The organism is Streptomyces sp. NPDC002669, assembly GCF_042889165.1.
GTDB lineage: Bacteria > Actinomycetota > Actinomycetes > Streptomycetales > Streptomycetaceae > Streptomyces.
The window spans coordinates 174,927-192,044 of sequence record NZ_JBIAQQ010000003.1 but is presented as its reverse complement, the minus strand read 5'-3'; the positions used below and the strand labels follow the sequence as shown (position 1 = coordinate 192,044).

The 17,118-nt window shown below is 73.6% G+C and carries 16 protein-coding genes; 9 read left to right on the top strand and 7 right to left on the bottom strand.

The genetic code is table 11. The features are described 5' to 3' along the window. Positions 1-8: 8 nt before the first annotated feature. The gene (locus tag ACFYW1_RS05705; protein WP_148834225.1) at positions 9-377 is read left to right on the top strand and encodes a tetratricopeptide repeat protein; all 369 of its coding nucleotides are present in this window, start codon (positions 9-11) and stop codon (positions 375-377) included. Positions 378-430: 53 nt separating this feature from the next. Here ACFYW1_RS05705 and ACFYW1_RS05700 read toward each other — a convergent pair whose 3' ends face one another. Continuing rightward, positions 431-754: a DUF6343 family protein gene (locus ACFYW1_RS05700; protein WP_388987482.1), complete on the bottom strand. Its 324-nt coding sequence runs from the start codon at positions 752-754 to the stop codon at positions 431-433. Between the two features lie 74 nt (positions 755-828). On the opposite strand from ACFYW1_RS05700, the gene ACFYW1_RS05695 reads away from it, so the two are divergent. Then, positions 829-1,947: an ADP-ribosylglycohydrolase family protein gene (locus tag ACFYW1_RS05695; protein ID WP_388987479.1), complete on the top strand. Its 1,119-nt coding sequence runs from the start codon at positions 829-831 to the stop codon at positions 1,945-1,947. A 66-nt stretch (positions 1,948-2,013) separates the two neighbouring features. Here ACFYW1_RS05695 and ACFYW1_RS05690 read toward each other — a convergent pair whose 3' ends face one another. The 3 genes from ACFYW1_RS05690 to ACFYW1_RS05680 are packed head-to-tail and all read right to left on the bottom strand — an operon-like array spanning position 2,014 to position 6,052. Beyond that, positions 2,014-3,111 (bottom strand): tyrosine-protein phosphatase, encoded by a 1,098-nt coding sequence (locus ACFYW1_RS05690; protein ID WP_388987476.1) that lies wholly within the window; start codon positions 3,109-3,111, stop codon positions 2,014-2,016. 40 nt (positions 3,112-3,151) lie between these two features. After that, positions 3,152-5,143 carry a hypothetical protein gene (locus tag ACFYW1_RS05685; RefSeq protein ID WP_388987473.1) on the bottom strand — a complete coding sequence of 664 codons (1,992 nt, stop codon included), beginning with the start codon at positions 5,141-5,143 and terminating at the stop codon, positions 3,152-3,154. A gap of 6 nt (positions 5,144-5,149) precedes the next feature. After that, positions 5,150-6,052: an SGNH/GDSL hydrolase family protein gene (locus ACFYW1_RS05680; RefSeq protein WP_388987470.1), complete on the bottom strand. Its 903-nt coding sequence runs from the start codon at positions 6,050-6,052 to the stop codon at positions 5,150-5,152. Positions 6,053-6,239: 187 nt separating this feature from the next. On the opposite strand from ACFYW1_RS05680, the gene ACFYW1_RS05675 reads away from it, so the two are divergent. Beyond that, a complete protein-coding gene (locus ACFYW1_RS05675) occupies positions 6,240-7,454 on the top strand; it encodes a PucR family transcriptional regulator (protein WP_388988154.1) in 1,215 nt (404 codons plus the stop codon). A 34-nt stretch (positions 7,455-7,488) separates the two neighbouring features. On the opposite strand, the gene ACFYW1_RS05670 is transcribed toward ACFYW1_RS05675, so the two are convergent. Next, positions 7,489-7,836, bottom strand: a complete 348-nt coding sequence (locus ACFYW1_RS05670) for a hypothetical protein (RefSeq protein ID WP_388987467.1) — start codon at positions 7,834-7,836, stop codon at positions 7,489-7,491. Between the two features lie 249 nt (positions 7,837-8,085). Here ACFYW1_RS05670 and ACFYW1_RS05665 point away from each other — a divergent pair, with 249 nt between their 5' ends. From ACFYW1_RS05665 to ACFYW1_RS05655, 3 genes are all read left to right on the top strand, one after another. Beyond that, positions 8,086-9,060 carry a slipin family protein gene (locus tag ACFYW1_RS05665; RefSeq protein WP_388987464.1) on the top strand — a complete coding sequence of 325 codons (975 nt, stop codon included), beginning with the start codon at positions 8,086-8,088 and terminating at the stop codon, positions 9,058-9,060. Positions 9,061-9,276: 216 nt separating this feature from the next. After that, positions 9,277-12,240: an SNF2-related protein gene (locus tag ACFYW1_RS05660; RefSeq protein WP_388987462.1), complete on the top strand. Its 2,964-nt coding sequence runs from the start codon at positions 9,277-9,279 to the stop codon at positions 12,238-12,240. A gap of 59 nt (positions 12,241-12,299) precedes the next feature. Further along, entirely contained in the window at positions 12,300-13,610 is a 1,311-nt protein-coding gene (locus tag ACFYW1_RS05655) for an SWIM zinc finger family protein (RefSeq protein ID WP_388988151.1), read from the top strand. Between the two features lie 41 nt (positions 13,611-13,651). Here ACFYW1_RS05655 and ACFYW1_RS05650 read toward each other — a convergent pair whose 3' ends face one another. Continuing rightward, positions 13,652-14,230, bottom strand: a complete 579-nt coding sequence (locus ACFYW1_RS05650; protein ID WP_388987459.1) for a TetR/AcrR family transcriptional regulator — start codon at positions 14,228-14,230, stop codon at positions 13,652-13,654. A gap of 82 nt (positions 14,231-14,312) precedes the next feature. On the opposite strand from ACFYW1_RS05650, the gene ACFYW1_RS05645 reads away from it, so the two are divergent. Then, positions 14,313-14,912, top strand: coding sequence for an HXXEE domain-containing protein (locus ACFYW1_RS05645; RefSeq protein ID WP_388987457.1), 600 nt, complete (start codon positions 14,313-14,315; stop codon positions 14,910-14,912). 85 nt (positions 14,913-14,997) lie between these two features. Here the strand turns inward: ACFYW1_RS05645 and ACFYW1_RS05640 are convergent, their stop codons facing one another. Beyond that, positions 14,998-15,429, bottom strand: coding sequence for a DUF3574 domain-containing protein (locus tag ACFYW1_RS05640; protein ID WP_388988148.1), 432 nt, complete (start codon positions 15,427-15,429; stop codon positions 14,998-15,000). Between the two features lie 461 nt (positions 15,430-15,890). On the opposite strand from ACFYW1_RS05640, the gene ACFYW1_RS05635 reads away from it, so the two are divergent. Then, positions 15,891-16,301 (top strand): RidA family protein, encoded by a 411-nt coding sequence (locus ACFYW1_RS05635; protein WP_388987455.1) that lies wholly within the window; start codon positions 15,891-15,893, stop codon positions 16,299-16,301. 83 nt (positions 16,302-16,384) lie between these two features. Beyond that, positions 16,385-17,116, top strand: a complete 732-nt coding sequence (locus ACFYW1_RS05630) for a hypothetical protein (RefSeq protein WP_388987452.1) — start codon at positions 16,385-16,387, stop codon at positions 17,114-17,116. Positions 17,117-17,118 lie beyond the last annotated feature (2 nt).

The window sequence follows — 17,118 nt, the reverse complement described above, 5'->3', positions numbered from 1 at the left end:
AAGCGAACGTGCCCGAGAGGACCCCGGAGACCGACGTCATCGACTTCCGCGCGGCCGAACGCCTGCTGGACGCGCGCGATCCCCGTGGTGCGGTGAAGCTGCTGGACTCGGTGATCGCGGCCCACCCCGAGAACACGGCGGCGCGGCTGCTGCGCGCCCGTGCCTTCTTCGCCGCCGCCCAGCTGCGTCCCGCCGAGCTCGAATTCGAGCTCGTCCTGGAGCGCGAACCGGACAACGCGTTCGCGCACTTCGCGCTGGCCCGCACCTTCGAGCGCTCCGGACGCTCCGACCGCGCCTCCCGGCACTTCCGGCTGGCGGCCGCGCTCGACCCGAACCCGGAGTATCTGAAGGCGGCCCGCTTCCCCGCGCAGGACTGAGCCCGCTGCCGGGCAGGGGCCCGTCTCGTGCTCCTGCCCCGGGCGGGCCCGGCTCAGTGCCCGTACCGGCCGCGCCCGTACCCGTGGTGTTCGTACCTGCCCGGTGCGTATCCGCCGCGTCCGCCCCGGTCGGGTTCGTACGGCGGGATGTCGCGGCCCGGCTGGTAGTGCGGTCCCTGGTGGATGTGGTGGACGATCACCGCCAGGTCCACCAGGACCAGCAGGAGCAGCAGGCCGCAGGCTACGGCCCAGCCCGGCCGGTCGGTCAGGGCGAAGGCGGTCACGCCGAAGACGGCCCAGGCCAGCCCCCATAGACTCAGCCCGAGCCGCAGTCGCAGAGCACTGCGGGCAGTCGTCGGTTCATTGCCGGTACGCATGGCGATCGCCTCTCCTACCAGGATGGACCACGACGGCGTTTCGGGACATGTCGAACGGATCGAGGGGATCGCGCGTGAACGGCGCATCGTGGAATGACCGCACCGGCCGCAGGGCGAGGGTCCGGGGCTGTCTGCTGGGCGGGGCGATCGGGGACGCGCTGGGCAACCCGGTGGAGTTCCTCTCCCTGGCCGGCATCCGCCGCGCCCACGGCGAGCACGGGGTGCAGGGGCTCCTCCCGGACGAGGAGGGGGTGGTCGGCCGGGTCACGGACGACACGCAGATGACGCTGTTCACGGCCGAGGGGCTGATCAGGGCCCATTCCCGGGAGAGGTCGAAGGGGGCGGGCGGCGCCGAGACCGCGCTCGTGCGGAACGCCTATCTCCGCTGGCTGGACACCCAGAACCACCCCGCCCCGCCCGCCGCGGGCGGCGACAACACGATCCGGACCGGCTGGCTCAGGCAGCAGCCCTGGCTGTACGCGCGCCGGGCCCCCGGCAACGCCTGTCTGACCGGGCTCGCCACCGGTCACGTCCCCGAGCCGGCCGACCGGCTGGGCACGCCGGGACCGGTGAACACCGGGTCCAAGGGGTGCGGCACGGTGATGCGCTCGGCGCCCTTCGGTCTGACGGGACAGGACGCCTCGGTGGGCTTCCGGCTCGCCCACTGGTGCGCCCAGATCACCCACGGCCACCCGACCGGCGCGTACGCGGCGGCGGCCCTCGCCGCGATCGTCGCCCACCTCCTGGAGGGCGACTCGATGCCCGGCGCGGTGCTGCGGGCCATGGACCTGCTGGGCCGCCACCCGGGGCACGAGGAGACCACGGCGGCGCTGCGGGCGGCCGTCGACCTGGCCGCGCAGGGCGCGCCGACCGGCGAGAAGGTGGAGACGCTGGGCGCGGGCTGGGTGGCCGAGGAGGCCCTCGCCATCGCGGTGTACTGCGCCCTCGTGCTGCCCGGCGCCGACCAGGTGGCGCAGGCGCTGCTGCTCTCGGTCAACCACTCGGGCGACAGCGACTCCACCGGCGCGATCTGCGGAAATCTGCTCGGCGCGCGCCACGGCGACGTGTGCCTCCCGGCGTCCTGGCTGGTGGCGACCGAGGGCCGGGCCGTGATCACCGAGGTGGCCGACGACCTGTGCGTGGAGTTCGAGCACGGGGTGGACTGGCCGGCCGGGCGGTACCCGGCGTGCTGACGGGCGGCCGCCCGCCGATGGACGGCGGGGGCACCACCCGTCGGCACACCGGGTGCTGACGGGTGGTCAGGCCGTCAGCAGCTTGGCGCGCAGCTTGGCCACCGTCGCGTCGTCGATCCGCAGGCCCTCGCGGACGTAGCTGTCGAAGTCGCCGTACAACTTGTCCACCTGGTTGAACGCGGCGTGCAGCCAGCTCAGTTCGACGGCCTTCGGGTTGCCCAGGTACTGGTTGCTGGCGAGGAAGTCCGCCTCGACGGTCTCGCGCGGGACGCCGAGCAGGGTGAGGAGGACGGCGGTGCTCCAGCCGGTGCGGTCCTTGCCCGAGCTGCAGTGGTAGACCGTCGAACCGGAGTCGTTGTTCGCGACGGCGGTGACCAGGTCGTGGAAGGCGTAGTCGGCGCCGATGAAGTTGACCATGAACGGGTAGCCGATGGACTGGCCGAGGTCGGACGAGCCGGAGAACAGCCCGGCCGCGATGGCCTCGGCCAGCGTCATCAGCGCCGAGTCGTGGAAACGGATGCCGTGGTCGAACGACACCACGTCGGCGACCTGGTACTTCACACCCGCGGGCAGCTTGTCGGGGGCCTCGTACCGCTCCACCGCGTTGCGCAGGTCGATGTCGAGGGTGAGCCGCTGGGCCAGCAGTCGCTGCTGCTCGGCATCGGTCAGCTTGTTGATCTTGTTGGAGCGGTAGACCAGGCCGGGCTTCACCCAGCGCCCGTCGGTGGTGCGGTAGCCGCCGATGTCCCGGAAGTTGCGGGCGGAGTCGATGCCGAGCGAGCGGTCGGCGACGACGAGCGGGGAACCGCTGTCCGGCACCAGCCGGAAGTACCAGCGTCCCGCCCCGTCGAGGGTTCCGGCGGGGACGGTCAGCGAGCCGGTGCCGGCGGCGGTGCCCACCGGGGTGCCGGTGGTGGCGTCGGGGGAGGTGACGGCGGTGACGGTCACCGATCCGGCGGGGGAGGACCAGGAGACCGTGTAGCCGCCGTCGGCGGCGCGCAGGGCGGTGGCCGCGGTGAACGGCACGGCGGCGGCCCGCGCGCCGACCGTGGCGCTCGCCGCGGGCGTGGGGGCGGGCGTGGCGGCGATGGCGGGCGGGACGAGGACCGTACCGGCGAGCAGGGCGGCCGCGACGGCTGCCTGGGTGATGCGGTGCGTGCGCATGGTGCTCCTTGTCTGCATCCCTGTCGGGGGGTGGGGGGTGTCAGGAGGTGGGGGCGGCGGTGCACGGCGTGGTGCCGCAGACATTGATGACACGGCCGGTGGTCAGGAAGGTGGCCTTCTGCTGACGGGCGGCCGACGAGTTGCGGGGGTCCGAGTGCGGGTCGTGGCCGTAGTCCGGCCCGGTGGGCGGGGTGTTGGTGAGCGGCGGGGCGGGCGTGCCGCTGTCCCACACCGTCATCGCGGAGCCCCGGTACGGCAGCCGGTCGCGCGCCACGGTCCTGATGCCCCAGTACGGGACGGTGTCCGGGCTGCGGCCCGGCGCCAGCGCGGGGGCGACCAGCCGGGCGCCGATGGTGCGCGCCTCCACGTCGGCCGCCGCGTTCGCGACCTGGTGGTCCCCGTACGCGATGTGCATCAGTACCTGGTGACGGTCGGTCAGGTGGTTCGCGTACGCGTTGGTCTCGCCCCGGTCCCACACCATCTGAAACAGCTGGAGGACGATCTGCTGGCGCAGCTTGTCCGGGTAGGAGCGGTCCAGGACCTGCTGGAACGGGGCGAAGTCGACGCTGCGGTTGAGGAGCAGGCCGTAGTTCATGCCGGTGACGCCGAGGACGCCGCGGCGGATGTCGGGCGAGGCGGCCACCAGGGCGCCGCCGAGGATTCCGCCCTGGCTGTTGCCGTCGTACCCGATGCCGTGCCGGATGTCGACGAGCGGGCGGCCGTCCGCGTCGCGGAAGGCCGCGTCGGTGGTCAGGCCGTCGGCGTGGATCAGGGCGCGGGCGAGGAGGAGGGCGTTCAGCATGCCCTGCTCGCTGCGTTCGGGTACGGCGGGGAAGAGGTTCGGATCGGCGAGCGCGCCGAGCACCGCGGGGATGTCCTCCTCGGCCATCCCGATCCAGTCCGTCGCGCAGAACGTGAAGTTGTGCTCCGCCGCCATCGCCTTGACGTTGCCCGCGCCGACCTCGGCCCGGCGGCCGAGGAGGCCGTGCCCGTAGAGGGCGGGGTGCGAGGGGGTGCGGAAGGCGGAGCGCGGTATCTCGCAGCGGAACGTGGCGAGCAGGGTGCTCCCGGGAAGCCGTCGTGGCAGGCCGTCGGGGCCGCGGTGCAGCACGGAGCCGGGGGGCCCGCCGGGCCGGTCCAGGTATCCGGGCACGCTGATCCGGCCGGTCACCTCCCGGGCGATCCGGGGGTCCTGCTCGGCCGTGAAGTCGGTGACGTCGGTGACGTCGAACGCGGGCGGGCGGCCGCCGAGCCGGCGGAACGCGTCGTCGCGGACGGTGAAGAGGTCGCCGGTGAGACCACGGGTGCTCGCGACGGTGAAGTCCCAGGCGAGGTACAGCCCTTCGGACCGCACCCCGGCCCGGTGCAGCGCCTTCAGCGCCGGGCGGAGCCGGTGCTGCCGGGCGCGCAGCGGATGCCCGGCGGGCAGCGGCTTCCCGGCGACGGCGGCGAACGGCGCGGCGGCCGGGATCGTGCGCCCGTCCCCGCCCTTGAGGTTCCGCAGGGCGACGGCGTAGTGGTGGCCGTCGCGGAAGTTGCGCGCGGGATGGATCAGCAGGGCGCGGCGGGCGGGGTCGGTGGCGTTGGCGTCGGGCTCGGCCCAGTACGGCCATCGCTCGCCGGTCCCGGTGTCCAGCAGCACGACGGGGGCGTCCGGGGCGAGGGAGCGGCCGATGTCGGTGAGCGGGGCCGCGCCGGTCGCCGCCGGGTCCAGGCCGGGGACGTGCGCGATCAGGGTCGAGCCGGGGGAGAAGCCGTCGGAGCGGTTCCAGGCCGTCGGGTCGATGGTCCGGCCGCTCGCGGTGGGCGGCAGTGCGGTGGCGTCGAAGGAGACCCGGCGGCCGGTGTCGGTGCCCGGGTCGGGCCGGGTGTACCAGTCGTTCGGGAACGGCAGCAGGCACTCGGTGGGGGCCAGCGGGTCGCAGCCGGCCCCGGACGCCCCGGCGGCACGGGCCGCCGGGGCGTCCGGGGCGAGCAGGACGGCGGCGCCGAGCGCCGCCGCCAGCAGCCCGCGCAGCAATCGGTGCCGCAACGCCGGTCAGCTCCCCTGGATGTGTGCGCCGATGATGGCGGCGTAGTTCGCCTCGCCGTTGCGGTTGGGGTGCAGCGGGGCGGCGAGCGAGGTCGGCACGTAGCCCTCGACCCACTTGTCCGACGGGGACTGGCAGGAGTCGTGGCCCTTGCTGGGCGTGGCGAGGTCGATGTACTCGGCGCCGTGCGCGGCGCTCTGCTGGGCGATCACCGCGTTCATCCGGTCGACGCTGCCCTGGAGGAAGTCGGCGTCCACCGGAAGCACCGGCTGCAGCGGCCAGCAGCCACCGGGCTTGATGTACAGGCCGTACCCCGTGACGACCACCCGGGCGTGCGGCGAGCGCTGGTGGATCGTGTCCAGGACGACGCCCAGCTTCGGCGCGAACTCCGCGATGCGCTGCCCCACCTGGTCCACGCCGCCCTCGTTGTACTTCTCCTTGCACGGGGTGGCGTTCGGGTCGAGGGTGGTGCACTTCTGCGCGATGCCGACCAGCCCGGCGTCGTTGCCGCCGATGGTCAGCGTCACCAGGTCGGTGTCCGGGCGCAGCGCGTCGAACTGCGGCGGCGCCGAACCCATCGGGATGTCGAGCAGCGACAGCGACTGCTTCTCGGTCATGTGCTTGGAGGCGGCGCCGCTGCACGTGACGTCGGTCAGCGACGCACCGAGGCGCGAGGCGAGCTCGTGCGGGTAGTTGTGCGTGGAACGGCCGCAGGCCAGCGGGCCCGTGATGTCCGGGACGAGCGGTCCGGAGGCCATGGAGTCGCCGAGCGCGACGTAGGACGTGGTGTCGTCCTCGGCGGTGGCGGATGCCGGGACGGCGCCGGCCCCCACGGCCAGACCGGCCAGGGCGAGCGAGCCCGCAATGGTCCTGACGGAACGACAGAAGCCCTTGTTCTGCGGCAGGTTCACGAAATCCTCCGACGGTGGGGGGCGGAACGCGGCGTGGCGCGTGACGCCGGTCATCATGCAGACTCAACTGCCGTCGTTTAACTGGTGGGTAACGCAGACTTCCGCGGGGGAACTTGTGACGCGTGACAACCGTCCACCGGTCGTCGAGGGGGACCGCGCTGCTTTCCGGGGCCCGAGGGACCGGCCGCTGTCCATCGCTGGGCGCCCGGTGGCCGCCCAACTGCGGGCTCGCGTACCGGCTCTGACGGTCCGTGTGGTCGACCGGCTCCTGGCCGACCTGCCGGTCTACGCCGAGCTCCCGCACGAGGAGATCTCCGGCGACATCGCCGACATCGTCCAGCACAACCTGCGGCTCTTCGCGGACGTTGTCGAGCACCGCCGCCCCGCCACGGACGCCGAACTCGCCCAGCAGCGGGACTCGGCGGCCCAGCGCGCGGAGGAGGGCGTGCCGCTGGACGCGATCCTCACCGCCTACCAGGTCGGCACGGCGATGTGCTGGCAGGAGACCGCGAAGGGGGCGCGGCCCGACGACCTCGCCACCGTCCTGGAGATCATGGACCGCATCATGGTGCTCCAGCAGCAGCTGACCTCGGCCGTCAGCAGCGCGTACCTGGAGGCCCGGCAGATCCTCGACAGCCAGGAGCACGGCGGCCGGCACGCCCTGATGGCCGCCCTGCTGACCGGCGAGCCCCTGGACCGCTTCGCCCACCGCACCGGACTGCGCCCGGCCGCCCGCTACCTCACGATGACGCTCGCGCTGGCCCCGCACCCCGACGAGTCGAACCAGTCACCGGGGCCGGGATCCGGCATCGCGGCCCGGCGCAAGATCCGCCGCGTCCGCACGGTCCTCGACCACTTCGCCGGTACGCCGACGCTCACCGCCCTCGACACCTCCGGCGGCACGGTGCTGCTGCCCCTCGCCGACGCGCCGCCGCCGTGGCGCGGGCCGGACGGCCTGTGCGCGCTGATCGAGGAGGCGGCCCGCGCGGCGGGCGTTCCGGTCACCGCGGCCGCGGAGACCGCCGAACCGGAGGAGGTGCCGGCCGCGGTGGCGCGCAACGCCGAGATCGTCGACCTGGTCGCCCGCACCGGCCGGCCGCCCGGCCTGTACCGACTGGCCGACGTCCTGCTCGAATACCAGCTCAGCCGGCCCAGCGAGGCCCTGCGCGGGCTCGCCCGGCTGCTGGGGCCGCTGGAGGCGAAGCCGGACCTGCTGCGCACCCTGGAGACGTACCTCGAACTGGGGCTGGACCGGCGGGCCACCGCCGCGGCCCTGCACATCCACCCCAACACCGTGGACTACCGCATACGCCGCATCGACCGGCTGACCGGCCTCTCCCCGGCCCGCCCGGCCGACCTCCAGCACATCAGCGCGGCCCTGGTCGCCCGCCGCTCGGTGTGAGGGGAACGGCGGGGGGCCGGGGCCGCGCGGTCGGTCAGTGGATCGTGCTGAAGCTGCGCCAGGGCAGGACGCCGGGGGGATTGAAGTCGCTGAGGCCGGTCGCGAGGTACGTCGTGCCCGGGCCGGTGCAGTCGAAGGTGCGGTACAGGACGATGTCGATCAGGGTCTCGTTGAACACGGCCTTGGCGCCCGAGGGGGCGAGGCGGTGGCAGCCCTTCACCGGCGGGCTGTTCACCGCGATGTCGACGTTCCGCTGGGTCGTGTAGACGATCGGCCCGACCGCGGTCCGGCCGAGGCCGGAGCAGCCTGCGACGGTGAGGGTCAGGAGCGCGGTCCCTGCGGCGATGCCGAGGCGGCGGCGTCGGTGATCGGTCACGGGCATGGGCGGGTCCTCGTCTGTCTCGTCCGGGCTGGTCCGTCGGCAGTGGTGCCGCGTGTGCCACGGAGTACGTGCTGACGCTGGTCACCCTGCCCGCTCCCCGCGGGCCCGGCACCCGGGGCGCGGCCGGGCGGGCGACAGTCGCGAGGACGGAGGCCCGAGCCGTGTTCATATCGGTTGATACTGGGCATACCGTGGTAATAGCGGCTGGCTTGCTCGGGTCAGATCGTTTCCGTTCTTCAGGGGGCCGTCATGGTCCAGGATCTCGTAATCGCGCTGGTGGCGGCGGCTTCGGCGGGCACGCTCTACCTGGCGGCGGCCGCCAAGATCGTCAAGCAGTACGAACGGGGCGTCGTGCTGCGGCTGGGCAGGCTCCGTGACGAGGTGCGCGGGCCCGGCTTCACCATGGTGGTCCCCGGCATCGAGCGGCTGCGCAAGGTCAACATGCAGATCGTGACGATGCCGGTGCCCGCCCAGGACGGGATCACCCGGGACAACGTGACGGTACGGGTGGACGCGGTCATCTACTTCAAGGTCGTCGACGCGGCGAGCGCCGTGATCCAGGTGGAGGACTACCGGTTCGCGGTGTCGCAGATGGCGCAGACCTCGCTGCGGTCGATCATCGGCAAGAGCGATCTGGACGACCTGCTGTCCAACCGCGAGAAGCTGAACCAGGGGCTCGAGCTGATGATCGACAGCCCCGCGGTCGGCTGGGGCGTGCAGATCGACCGGGTGGAGATCAAGGACGTCTCGCTCCCGGAGACGATGAAGCGCTCCATGGCGCGCCAGGCCGAGGCCGACCGTGAGCGGCGGGCCCGGGTCATCAACGCGGACGCCGAGCTCCAGGCATCGAAGAAGCTGGCCGAGGCGGCGGGGGAGATGTCTGCCCAGCCGGCCGCGCTCCAGCTGCGTCTGTTGCAGACGGTGGTGGCGGTGGCGGCGGAGAAGAACTCCACGCTGGTGCTGCCGTTCCCGGTGGAGCTGCTCCGCTTCCTGGAGCGGGCGCAGCAGTCCGCACCGCAGCAGTCGGCAACGCAGCCGTCCGCGCTGCAGCAGTCCGAGCCGCAGCAGGTGTCGCCGCCGCAGACGCAGCAGCAGTCGCAACCCCAGCAGCCGCAACAACAGCAGCCGCCGCAACAACAGCCCCAGCCGTCGCAGCCCCAGCCGTCGCAGGCGTCGGCCGTTCCCGCGCGGCCCAGCCGTTCGAAGCCGCTGGCCCGGCACTGAGCGCCGAGGTGTCGAGCCGCCGGACGGCCTCGTTCCGCTTCCCTTGTTCCCTGGCTTCCGTCCCGTACCGGCCGAGCCGGACCGTTATCAGCCATGTGGCTCTTGACCTGCTGAGACATGGGTGCGCGGCCGGTTGTCACACCCCCCGCCTAGACTCGGCGGGAGTCGTAAGGATCAAGGTGCCCATGAGGGTCGGAGCGGGAGGGGAGGGAACGGATGGCCACGCCACGAAGCCGGCAGGACGGCGCCGTCGTCCGTCTCCTGCGGTGCGCCGCGGTGTTCCTGCCCGCCTCGTTGCCGAGGGACGGACGCGTCGCCTTCTGGGATCCGGACGGCGGGTCGCTCCCGGAGCCGGGTGACGTCTGCGGACCTCCCGCGGAGCCCGGAGGGCCGGCGCCCGCCCCGAGCGCGTCCGAGATCGACGTCGTCCGCGGGGACGGCCCGCGGGGCGACGTCCGCCGGCACACGGTGCCCGCGGTGCTGCTGTCCGTGGCCGACGCCCTGCCCCTGCTGGTCCGGGGCAGGCACCAGGAGTCCGCCCACGCCGCCACGCGGTGCTGGGGCGCCGCCGCGCTCCAGGCGCTCAACCTGGTGGCGCGCGGCAGACTGCTCCCCGGGCTGACGGGTGACGACCACGACGCCTGGCGGGCCGGCCCGCGCGACGCCGAGGACATCGCCCACCTCCGGGCGATCGCCGCCGCCCTGCCGCCCGAGGGCCACGCCGTCCCGCTCCCGGACCGCGCACCGCTCCGGGTCCCCGACCCCGAGTGGCTGATCGGGGCGTTCCTCGACGCGGTGGCCGACACCCTGCCCCGTACGCCCGCCGCCGCGCACGCGATGGGGGCGCCCTTCGCGGCCCGCGAGGCCCAGCACCTGCCGGACGCGCGGGACTGGGCGGTCGAGGTCGCGTCCGGGCTCGACGCGGGGGTGCGGATCTCGCTGCGCCTGGACCTCTCGACGTACGAACTCTTCGACACGCATGCCCCGGCCGACACGTACGACCGGCCCGACGTGCAGGCCCATGCCGGTCCGCATCACCCGGCCGACGCGCACGGCCGCTCCGGTGGTGTGCGGCGCGCCGCCGCGGCCGTCGTCCAGGTGCACAGCCTCGCCGACCCCACGCACGTCACCGACGCCGCCGCGCTGTGGAACGGCGGGGCGGGCGAGCCGTTCGGCCCGCGGGCCAGGGTCGACGCCGTACTGGCCCTGCGCCGCGCCGCCCGCGTCTGGGCGCCGCTGGAACGCCTCCTGGACCAGCCGGTGCCCGATGTCCTGGCCATCGGGGAGGAGGAGCTGTACGAGCTGCTCGGCGATGCCGGGCCCCGGCTGGCGGCGGCCGGGGTCGGCGTCCACTGGCCCAGGGAGCTGGTCCGTTCCCTCACGGCCTCCGCCGTCGTACGGCCCGCCCCCGGATCGGCCACCGACGGCACCTCGTTCTTCGACGCCGAGCACCTCTTCTCGTTCCACTGGCAGCTGGCGCTGGGCGACGAACAGCTCACCGAGAAGGAGATGGACCTGCTCGCGGAGGCCCATCGGCCGGTGGTGCGGCTGCGGGACCGGTGGGTCGTCGTCGATCCCGCGCTGGTGCGCAAGGCACGCAAGCGGGAGCTCGGACTGCTCGACCCGGTCGACGCCCTCGCCGTGGCCCTGACCGGCAGCGCCGAGGTCGACGGCGAACGGGTCGAGGCGGTGCCCGTGGGGGCGCTCGCCGCACTCCGGGAACGCATCACCGCCGACGCCACCGCCGTCGCCCCGCCGCCCGGCCTGGACGCCACGCTCCGCGACTACCAACTGCGCGGCCTCGCCTGGCTGGACCGGATGACCTCGCTCGGCCTCGGCGGCTGCCTCGCCGACGACATGGGCCTGGGCAAGACGGTCACCCTCATCGCCCTCCACCTGCGCCGTGCCCACCCCGCGCCCACCCTGGTGATCTGCCCCGCCTCCCTGCTGGGCAACTGGCACCGGGAGATCAACCGGTTCGCCCCCGGCGTCCCCGTACGCCGTTTCCACGGCACCGACCGCACGCTCACCGGGACCGACGGCGGCTTCGTCCTCACCACGTACGGCACGATGCGGTCGAGCGCCGCCCGGCTCGCCGACCACGGCTGGGGGATGATCGTCGCCGACGAGGCCCAGCACGTGAAGAACCCCCACTCCTCCACCGCGAAGGCGCTGCGCACCATCCCGGCCCCCGCCCGGGTCGCCCTCACCGGTACCCCCGTGGAGAACAACCTCTCCGAGCTGTGGGCCCTGCTCGACTGGACCACCCCCGGGCTGCTCGGCCCCCTCAAGGCGTTCCGGGCCCGGTACGCCCGCACCGTCGAGAACACCGGTACGGCCGCCGGGCCCGAGGACGACGAAGCGGTCGAACGGCTCGCCCGGCTGGTGCGCCCCTTCCTCCTGCGCCGCAGGAAGTCCGACCCGGGGATCGCCCCCGAGCTGCCGTCCAAGACGGAGACCGACCACCCCGTCTTCCTCACCCGCGAGCAGGCCACGCTCTACGAGGCGACGGTCCGCGAGACGATGGCGTTCATCGAGGCGTCGGAGGGCATCGCCCGGCGCGGCCTGATCATGAAGCTGCTGGCCTCGCTCAAGCAGATCTGCAACCACCCGGCGCAGTACCTGAAGGAGGAGCCGACCCGCCTCGTCGACCGGTCGGGGAAGCTCGCCCTGCTCGACGAACTCCTCGACACGATCCTCGCCGAGAACGGCTCCGTCCTCGTCTTCACCCAGTACGTGACCATGGCCCGGCTCCTCTCCGCCCACCTCACCTCACGCGCCGTCCCCTCCCAGCTCCTGCACGGCGGCACGCCGGTCGCCGAGCGGGAACGGATGGTGGACCGCTTCCAGTCCGGCGAGGTCCCGGTCTTCCTGCTCTCCCTCAAGGCGGCGGGCACCGGGCTGAACCTCACCAGGGCCGCCCACGTCATCCACTACGACCGCTGGTGGAACCCGGCCGTCGAGGAACAGGCCACGGACCGGGCGTACCGCATCGGCCAGACCCAGCCCGTGCAGGTGCACCGGCTGATCGCGGAAGGCACCGTCGAGGACCGGATCGGCGAACTGCTGGAGGCGAAGCGGGCCCTGGCCGACACGGTCCTCGGCACCGGCGAGGCCGCCCTCACCGAGCTCAGCGACCGCGATCTGGCCCACCTCGTCTCGCTCCGGAGGCCGGCGTGAACCCCCGGCCGGAGAACCCTCCGCGCACCGGCCCCTCCCCGCGCACCGGCCGGGGAGCCGTGCGCACCGGGACCCGGGGGCCCGCCGCCCCCGCCGCTTCCCGGACCGCGGTGCGCCCGCGCCCCGGCCCCGACGACCTGCGGCGCACCTTCGAGGCCGTGCCGCCCCGCACCTGCGACGACGACCGGCCCTTCGCGGACAGCTGGTGGGGCCGCGCCTGGGTGGACGCGCTGGAGTCCCTGTCGATGGACGAGGGACGGCTCTCCCGCGGCCGTACGTACGCGGACAGCGGCAAGGTCGCCGCCATCACCGTCACCCCCGGCCGGGTCGTCGCCTACGTCCACGGCAGCCGCCCCCGCCCCTACCGCTGCGAACTGCGGCTGCGGACCCTCGCCGACCCCGACTGGGACACCTTCCTCGACGAGGTCGCCGCCCGGCCCGGCCACCTCGCCGCGCTGCTCGCCAAGGAGATGCCGCACTCGCTGGTCGACACCGCCGCCGCCGCGGGCATCGGGCTGCTGCCCGCCGCCGACGACCTCGACCCCGACTGCACCTGCCCCGACCACGGCTGGCCCTGCAAACACGTGGCCGCCCTCTGCTACCAGATGGCCCGGCTCCTGGACGCCGACCCGTTCGTCCTGCTGCTGCTGCGCGGCCGGGGCGAGCGGGAACTCCTCGAAGAGCTGGGCCGCCGCAACGCCGCGCACTCCGCCAAGGAGCGCCCGGCGAAGCCCGACACCCCCTCCCTGCCGGCCGACGAGGTCCTGACCCGGCGTTTCCTCCCGCCGCTCCCCGCCCCGCTGCCCGTGCTGCCGCATCCCGCGCAACCGCCGTCGTACCCCGGCCCGCCCGGTGCCCGTGATCCGCTCGCCCTGGACCACCTCGCCACGGATGCGGCGGCCCGCGCGCACGCGCTCCTCACCACCGGCCTCGACCCGCTCGCCGGACTCACGACCTGGCAGGACGCGGTACGGCTGGCCGCGTCCCGCCCCACCGCCGGGCTCACCGCGACCACCCGCGCCCTCTACCGCGAACTCGCCTACGCCACCGGCCGCACCACCACCGACCTGGCCCGGGCGGTCGCCGCCTGGCGCCAGGGCGGAGCCGAGGGGCTGGCCGTCCTCGAAACCCCCTGGGACCCTCCGGCCGGCCCCTTCGACCGGGCCCGCCCCGCGCTCGCGGCCGCCGGCTTCCCCCGCTTCCACCCCTGGCACAACCACCTCACGCACCCCGGCGGCACGCTCCAGCTCCGCTTCGGCCACGACGGACGCTGGTACGGCTACGAGTCCGAGCCCGGGGAGGACGACTGGTGGCCCCGTGCCGCCCCGGACTCCGACCCGGTGAGCGCACTCATGGAGCTCGGCGGCTGACCCCTGCCGCGCGGCGCGGCAACCCGGCGGGCCCGCTCCGGTCAGCGGGGCAGCACGGCGTCGACGACGTCCCGGGCGAAGTCCGGCGGCACCGGCTCGCGGCGGAGCAGCACCCGCATCCAGACGGCCCCGGCGATCAGGTCCAGCAGCAGCATCGGGTCGGCGTCCGCGGGGAGTTCGCCGCGGGCACCGGCACGGGCGAAGACCGGCTGCTCGCGGGAGAACCGGTCGGCGAAGAAGTCACGGGTGAGGGCGGCGAGTTCGTCGTCGGGCAGGCCGGTGCCCGAGGTCAGGGCGCGGGCGACGGGTTCGGTGCGCCCGTTGGTGAGCAGGCCGATGACCTGTTCCACGAGGGCGATCAGGTCGCCGCGGAGGCTGCCCGTGTCGGGGATGTCGACGTCGAGCACCCGGGCATGGATGAGCGCCGCCCGCAGCAGGGCCGGTTTCGAGGGCCACCAGCGGTAGATCGTCGTCTTGTTGACCCCGGCGTCCTGGGCGACGGACTCGATGGTGAGCCGGGCGTACCCGCGCTCCGCGAGATGGCGCAACGTGGTGTCGAAGATCGCTTGGGCGGCGCGGGGCCCCTTGCCCGGACGGCGGTTCACGATCGGGTCGGGCATGAGCACTCCAGAGAAAAGCAACGCAACGTTGCGTTGCATTATAGAGTGAGGTCACTTCACTACGAGATCACGGGGGTCCGGCATGGCGGAGACGACGGTTTCCAAGACGGTGACCTGGGGGCTGTTCGCCGCCTGGGTGGCCAATGACCTGGAGGAGCTGGTCACCATGGCCCGCTGGGCGCGGTCCGCCCGACCGCGGCTCCAGGAGCGGTTCCCGGCGGTGCCCGAACGGATCTGGGAGCGGATGGAGCTCTCGCAGCGCGATGCCGCCGTCGCGATCGGGCTCATGGGCGGGATCGTGGCGGCGGCGTCGGCGGACGGGGCGCGCACCGGCGGCCGCAGCCCGTTCTTCCGGTCGGTGCTGGTCGGCTTCGGGTGGCACGGCGCCGTGCACATGGCGCAGACACTGGCGTACCGCGGCTACACACCGGGGGTCCTCACGGCGCCGACGGTCGTCGTCCCGTACTCGGTCTGGGCCGTGCGGAAACTGAAGGAGGCCGGTATCCGGACCGACGGCGGCGCCGGGGCGGCCGCGGCGACCGCGGTGCTCTTCCCGGCGGCCGTCATCGGCGTCCACGCGCTGGCGCACCGGATCAACCGGCCGCGCGGCCGCGACGGGGCGCGACGGAGTGCCCCGCTGTTCCGGGGACGGCTGCCCCGGACGGGCCGTCCGGGCGCGTGAGGAGCCGGGGAATCCCGGTGCGGTCGGGTGGGCGAGGGACGGGCGCCCGGCCGGAGGGACCGTCCGGGCACCCGGGATCGCGGGGTCAGAAGTCGGCGGTCGTGCGCTCTTCGAGCCGGGCCACCGAGTCCTGCGCGTATGCCTTCTCGTAGGCGTCGCGGATCCGCTCGATCTGGGAGTCGCGCACCCGGGCCTCGGACGCGGGGTAGAGCAGGGTCAGTTCGTAGCTGCGCTCCCGCTCGATGACCCCGTTGGAGTCCCGCCACTGTCCCCGGCCGTCCTGAACGGTCAGCCCGTTGGGGAAGCGCGGGGTGACTTCCTCGTCGATGAACGCCATGAACTGGCCGTCGGTCACGTCCGGTCCGCCGTCGGGCCGTTCGGTGCCGAAGAAGAGCCGGGTCTCGATGTAGTCCTTGCCGCGCGTGGCGCCGGCCGCCGCCGCGGAACGCGCGGCCGAGGAGGGTTCGCCGCCGAGGGTGGCGTAGGCGACGGGGGTTCCCACCGCCAGTACGGCCACCGCGACGGTCGCCGCGGTGAGCGCGCCGCGCCGTTTCGGACCGGTGTGCCGGTCGGTCCCGACGCGCGGCTCGGCTTCGACGAGCAGGTCGGGGGCGGCGGACCGGTCGGGGGCGGTGGACCGCTCAAGGGTGAGGTGCTGCCGGGAGCCGGTGTGCGGTGCCGGGGCGGAGGGGCGGTTCGGGCCGGTGGGGCGGGGGAAGCGGGACAAGGCGGGCCCTTCGTTCGGCGCCCGTGGGGGCGGTGTCCGTACGGGAACGGGGGAGCCGCGCCCGGCCGGGCGGTGGCGGGCGCGGTGCGCGGGGGCCGGCGTCGCGGACGCGCGGGCCCACTGTGGCAAGCAGTCCCCGCCGGGCGGCGGCAGGACATGGACAACCGGCGGAAACCACCCGTACGGGTCGGCCGGGCGGCCCTGCCGGAATCCCGTGGCACCCCGGTGCCCGGCCGGGCAGAATCGCCCCCATGACCGAGAGGATCAGCCGGATCAATCCGGACGGAATGCATTCCACCCCCGGCTATCACCACATCACCGTGGTGGAGGCGGGCCGGACCGCCCACCTGGCCGGGCAGTGCCCCCTCGACCGTTCCGGCACCCTGGTGGGTCCGGGCGACCTCGATGCCCAGATCGATCAGATCGCGGCCAACGCCCTCGTCGCGCTCACGGCGGTGGGAGCCGAACCGGCCCATGTCGTCCGGTCGGTGATCTACGTGGTCAGCGACGGGACCACGGCCCTTGGGCCGGCCTGGCGACGGCTCACCGGCTCGGTCATCGGGCCCGCGTTCACCACCGCGAGCACCCTGCTCGGCGTCGTACAGCTGGGTTTCACCGGGCAGTTGGTCGAGGTCGACCTCACCGTGGCGCTGCCCGGCTGACTTCCCGCGGCCCTTCCGCCGTGCGGCCGGAGGACACCAAAATCGTTGGCCAAGGCCAGAACGGCACTGTTAGGTTCCTCGACGTGGCGAAACTCAATCAGATCATCGCAGTGGAGAAGGGCGTCAAGTCCAAGGCCCACCAGGACCTGACGGCGGCGCATCACGGCCTCCAGAAGACCGGGCTGCTCGCCGGGATCTCCCGGACGTACCAGCCGAAGGACGAGGAGGGCGAGCAGCTGCCGCCCGAGTCGACACTGGTGCAGATCAAGGCCGAGGACGTGCTGCGGGACACCGCGGTGACCCTGACCCGGCTCTTCGATGTGACCGCCACGAAGGACTGGGCGAACTGCTCGGCCCGCGCGGACGTGAAGGTCGACGGCCGGGTGATCGTGGGCGACGTGCCGGTCTCGTACCTGCTCTTCCTGGAGAAGCAGCTCACCGACCTCAACACCTTCGTCCGCAAGCTGCCGGTGCTGGACGCCGCCGAGGCATGGGTCCAGGACCCGTCGACGGACTCCTGGAAGACCGAGCCGGTACGGACCCTCCGTACGAAGAAGGTGCCCCGCAACCACGTGAAGGCGGAGGCCACCGACAAGCACCCGGCGCAGGTCGAGGTGTACTACGAGGACGTCCCGATCGGGTACTGGACGACGGTGAAGTTCTCCGGGGCCCTTCCCGCGCGCCGCGTCAACGAACTGCTGGACCGGGTCGAGAAGCTCCAGCAGGCCGTGAAGTTCGCCCGCGAGGAGGCCAACGGAGTGGACGTCACCGACCAGCGGGTGGGTGATGCGGTATTCGGTTACCTCTTCGGGTGACC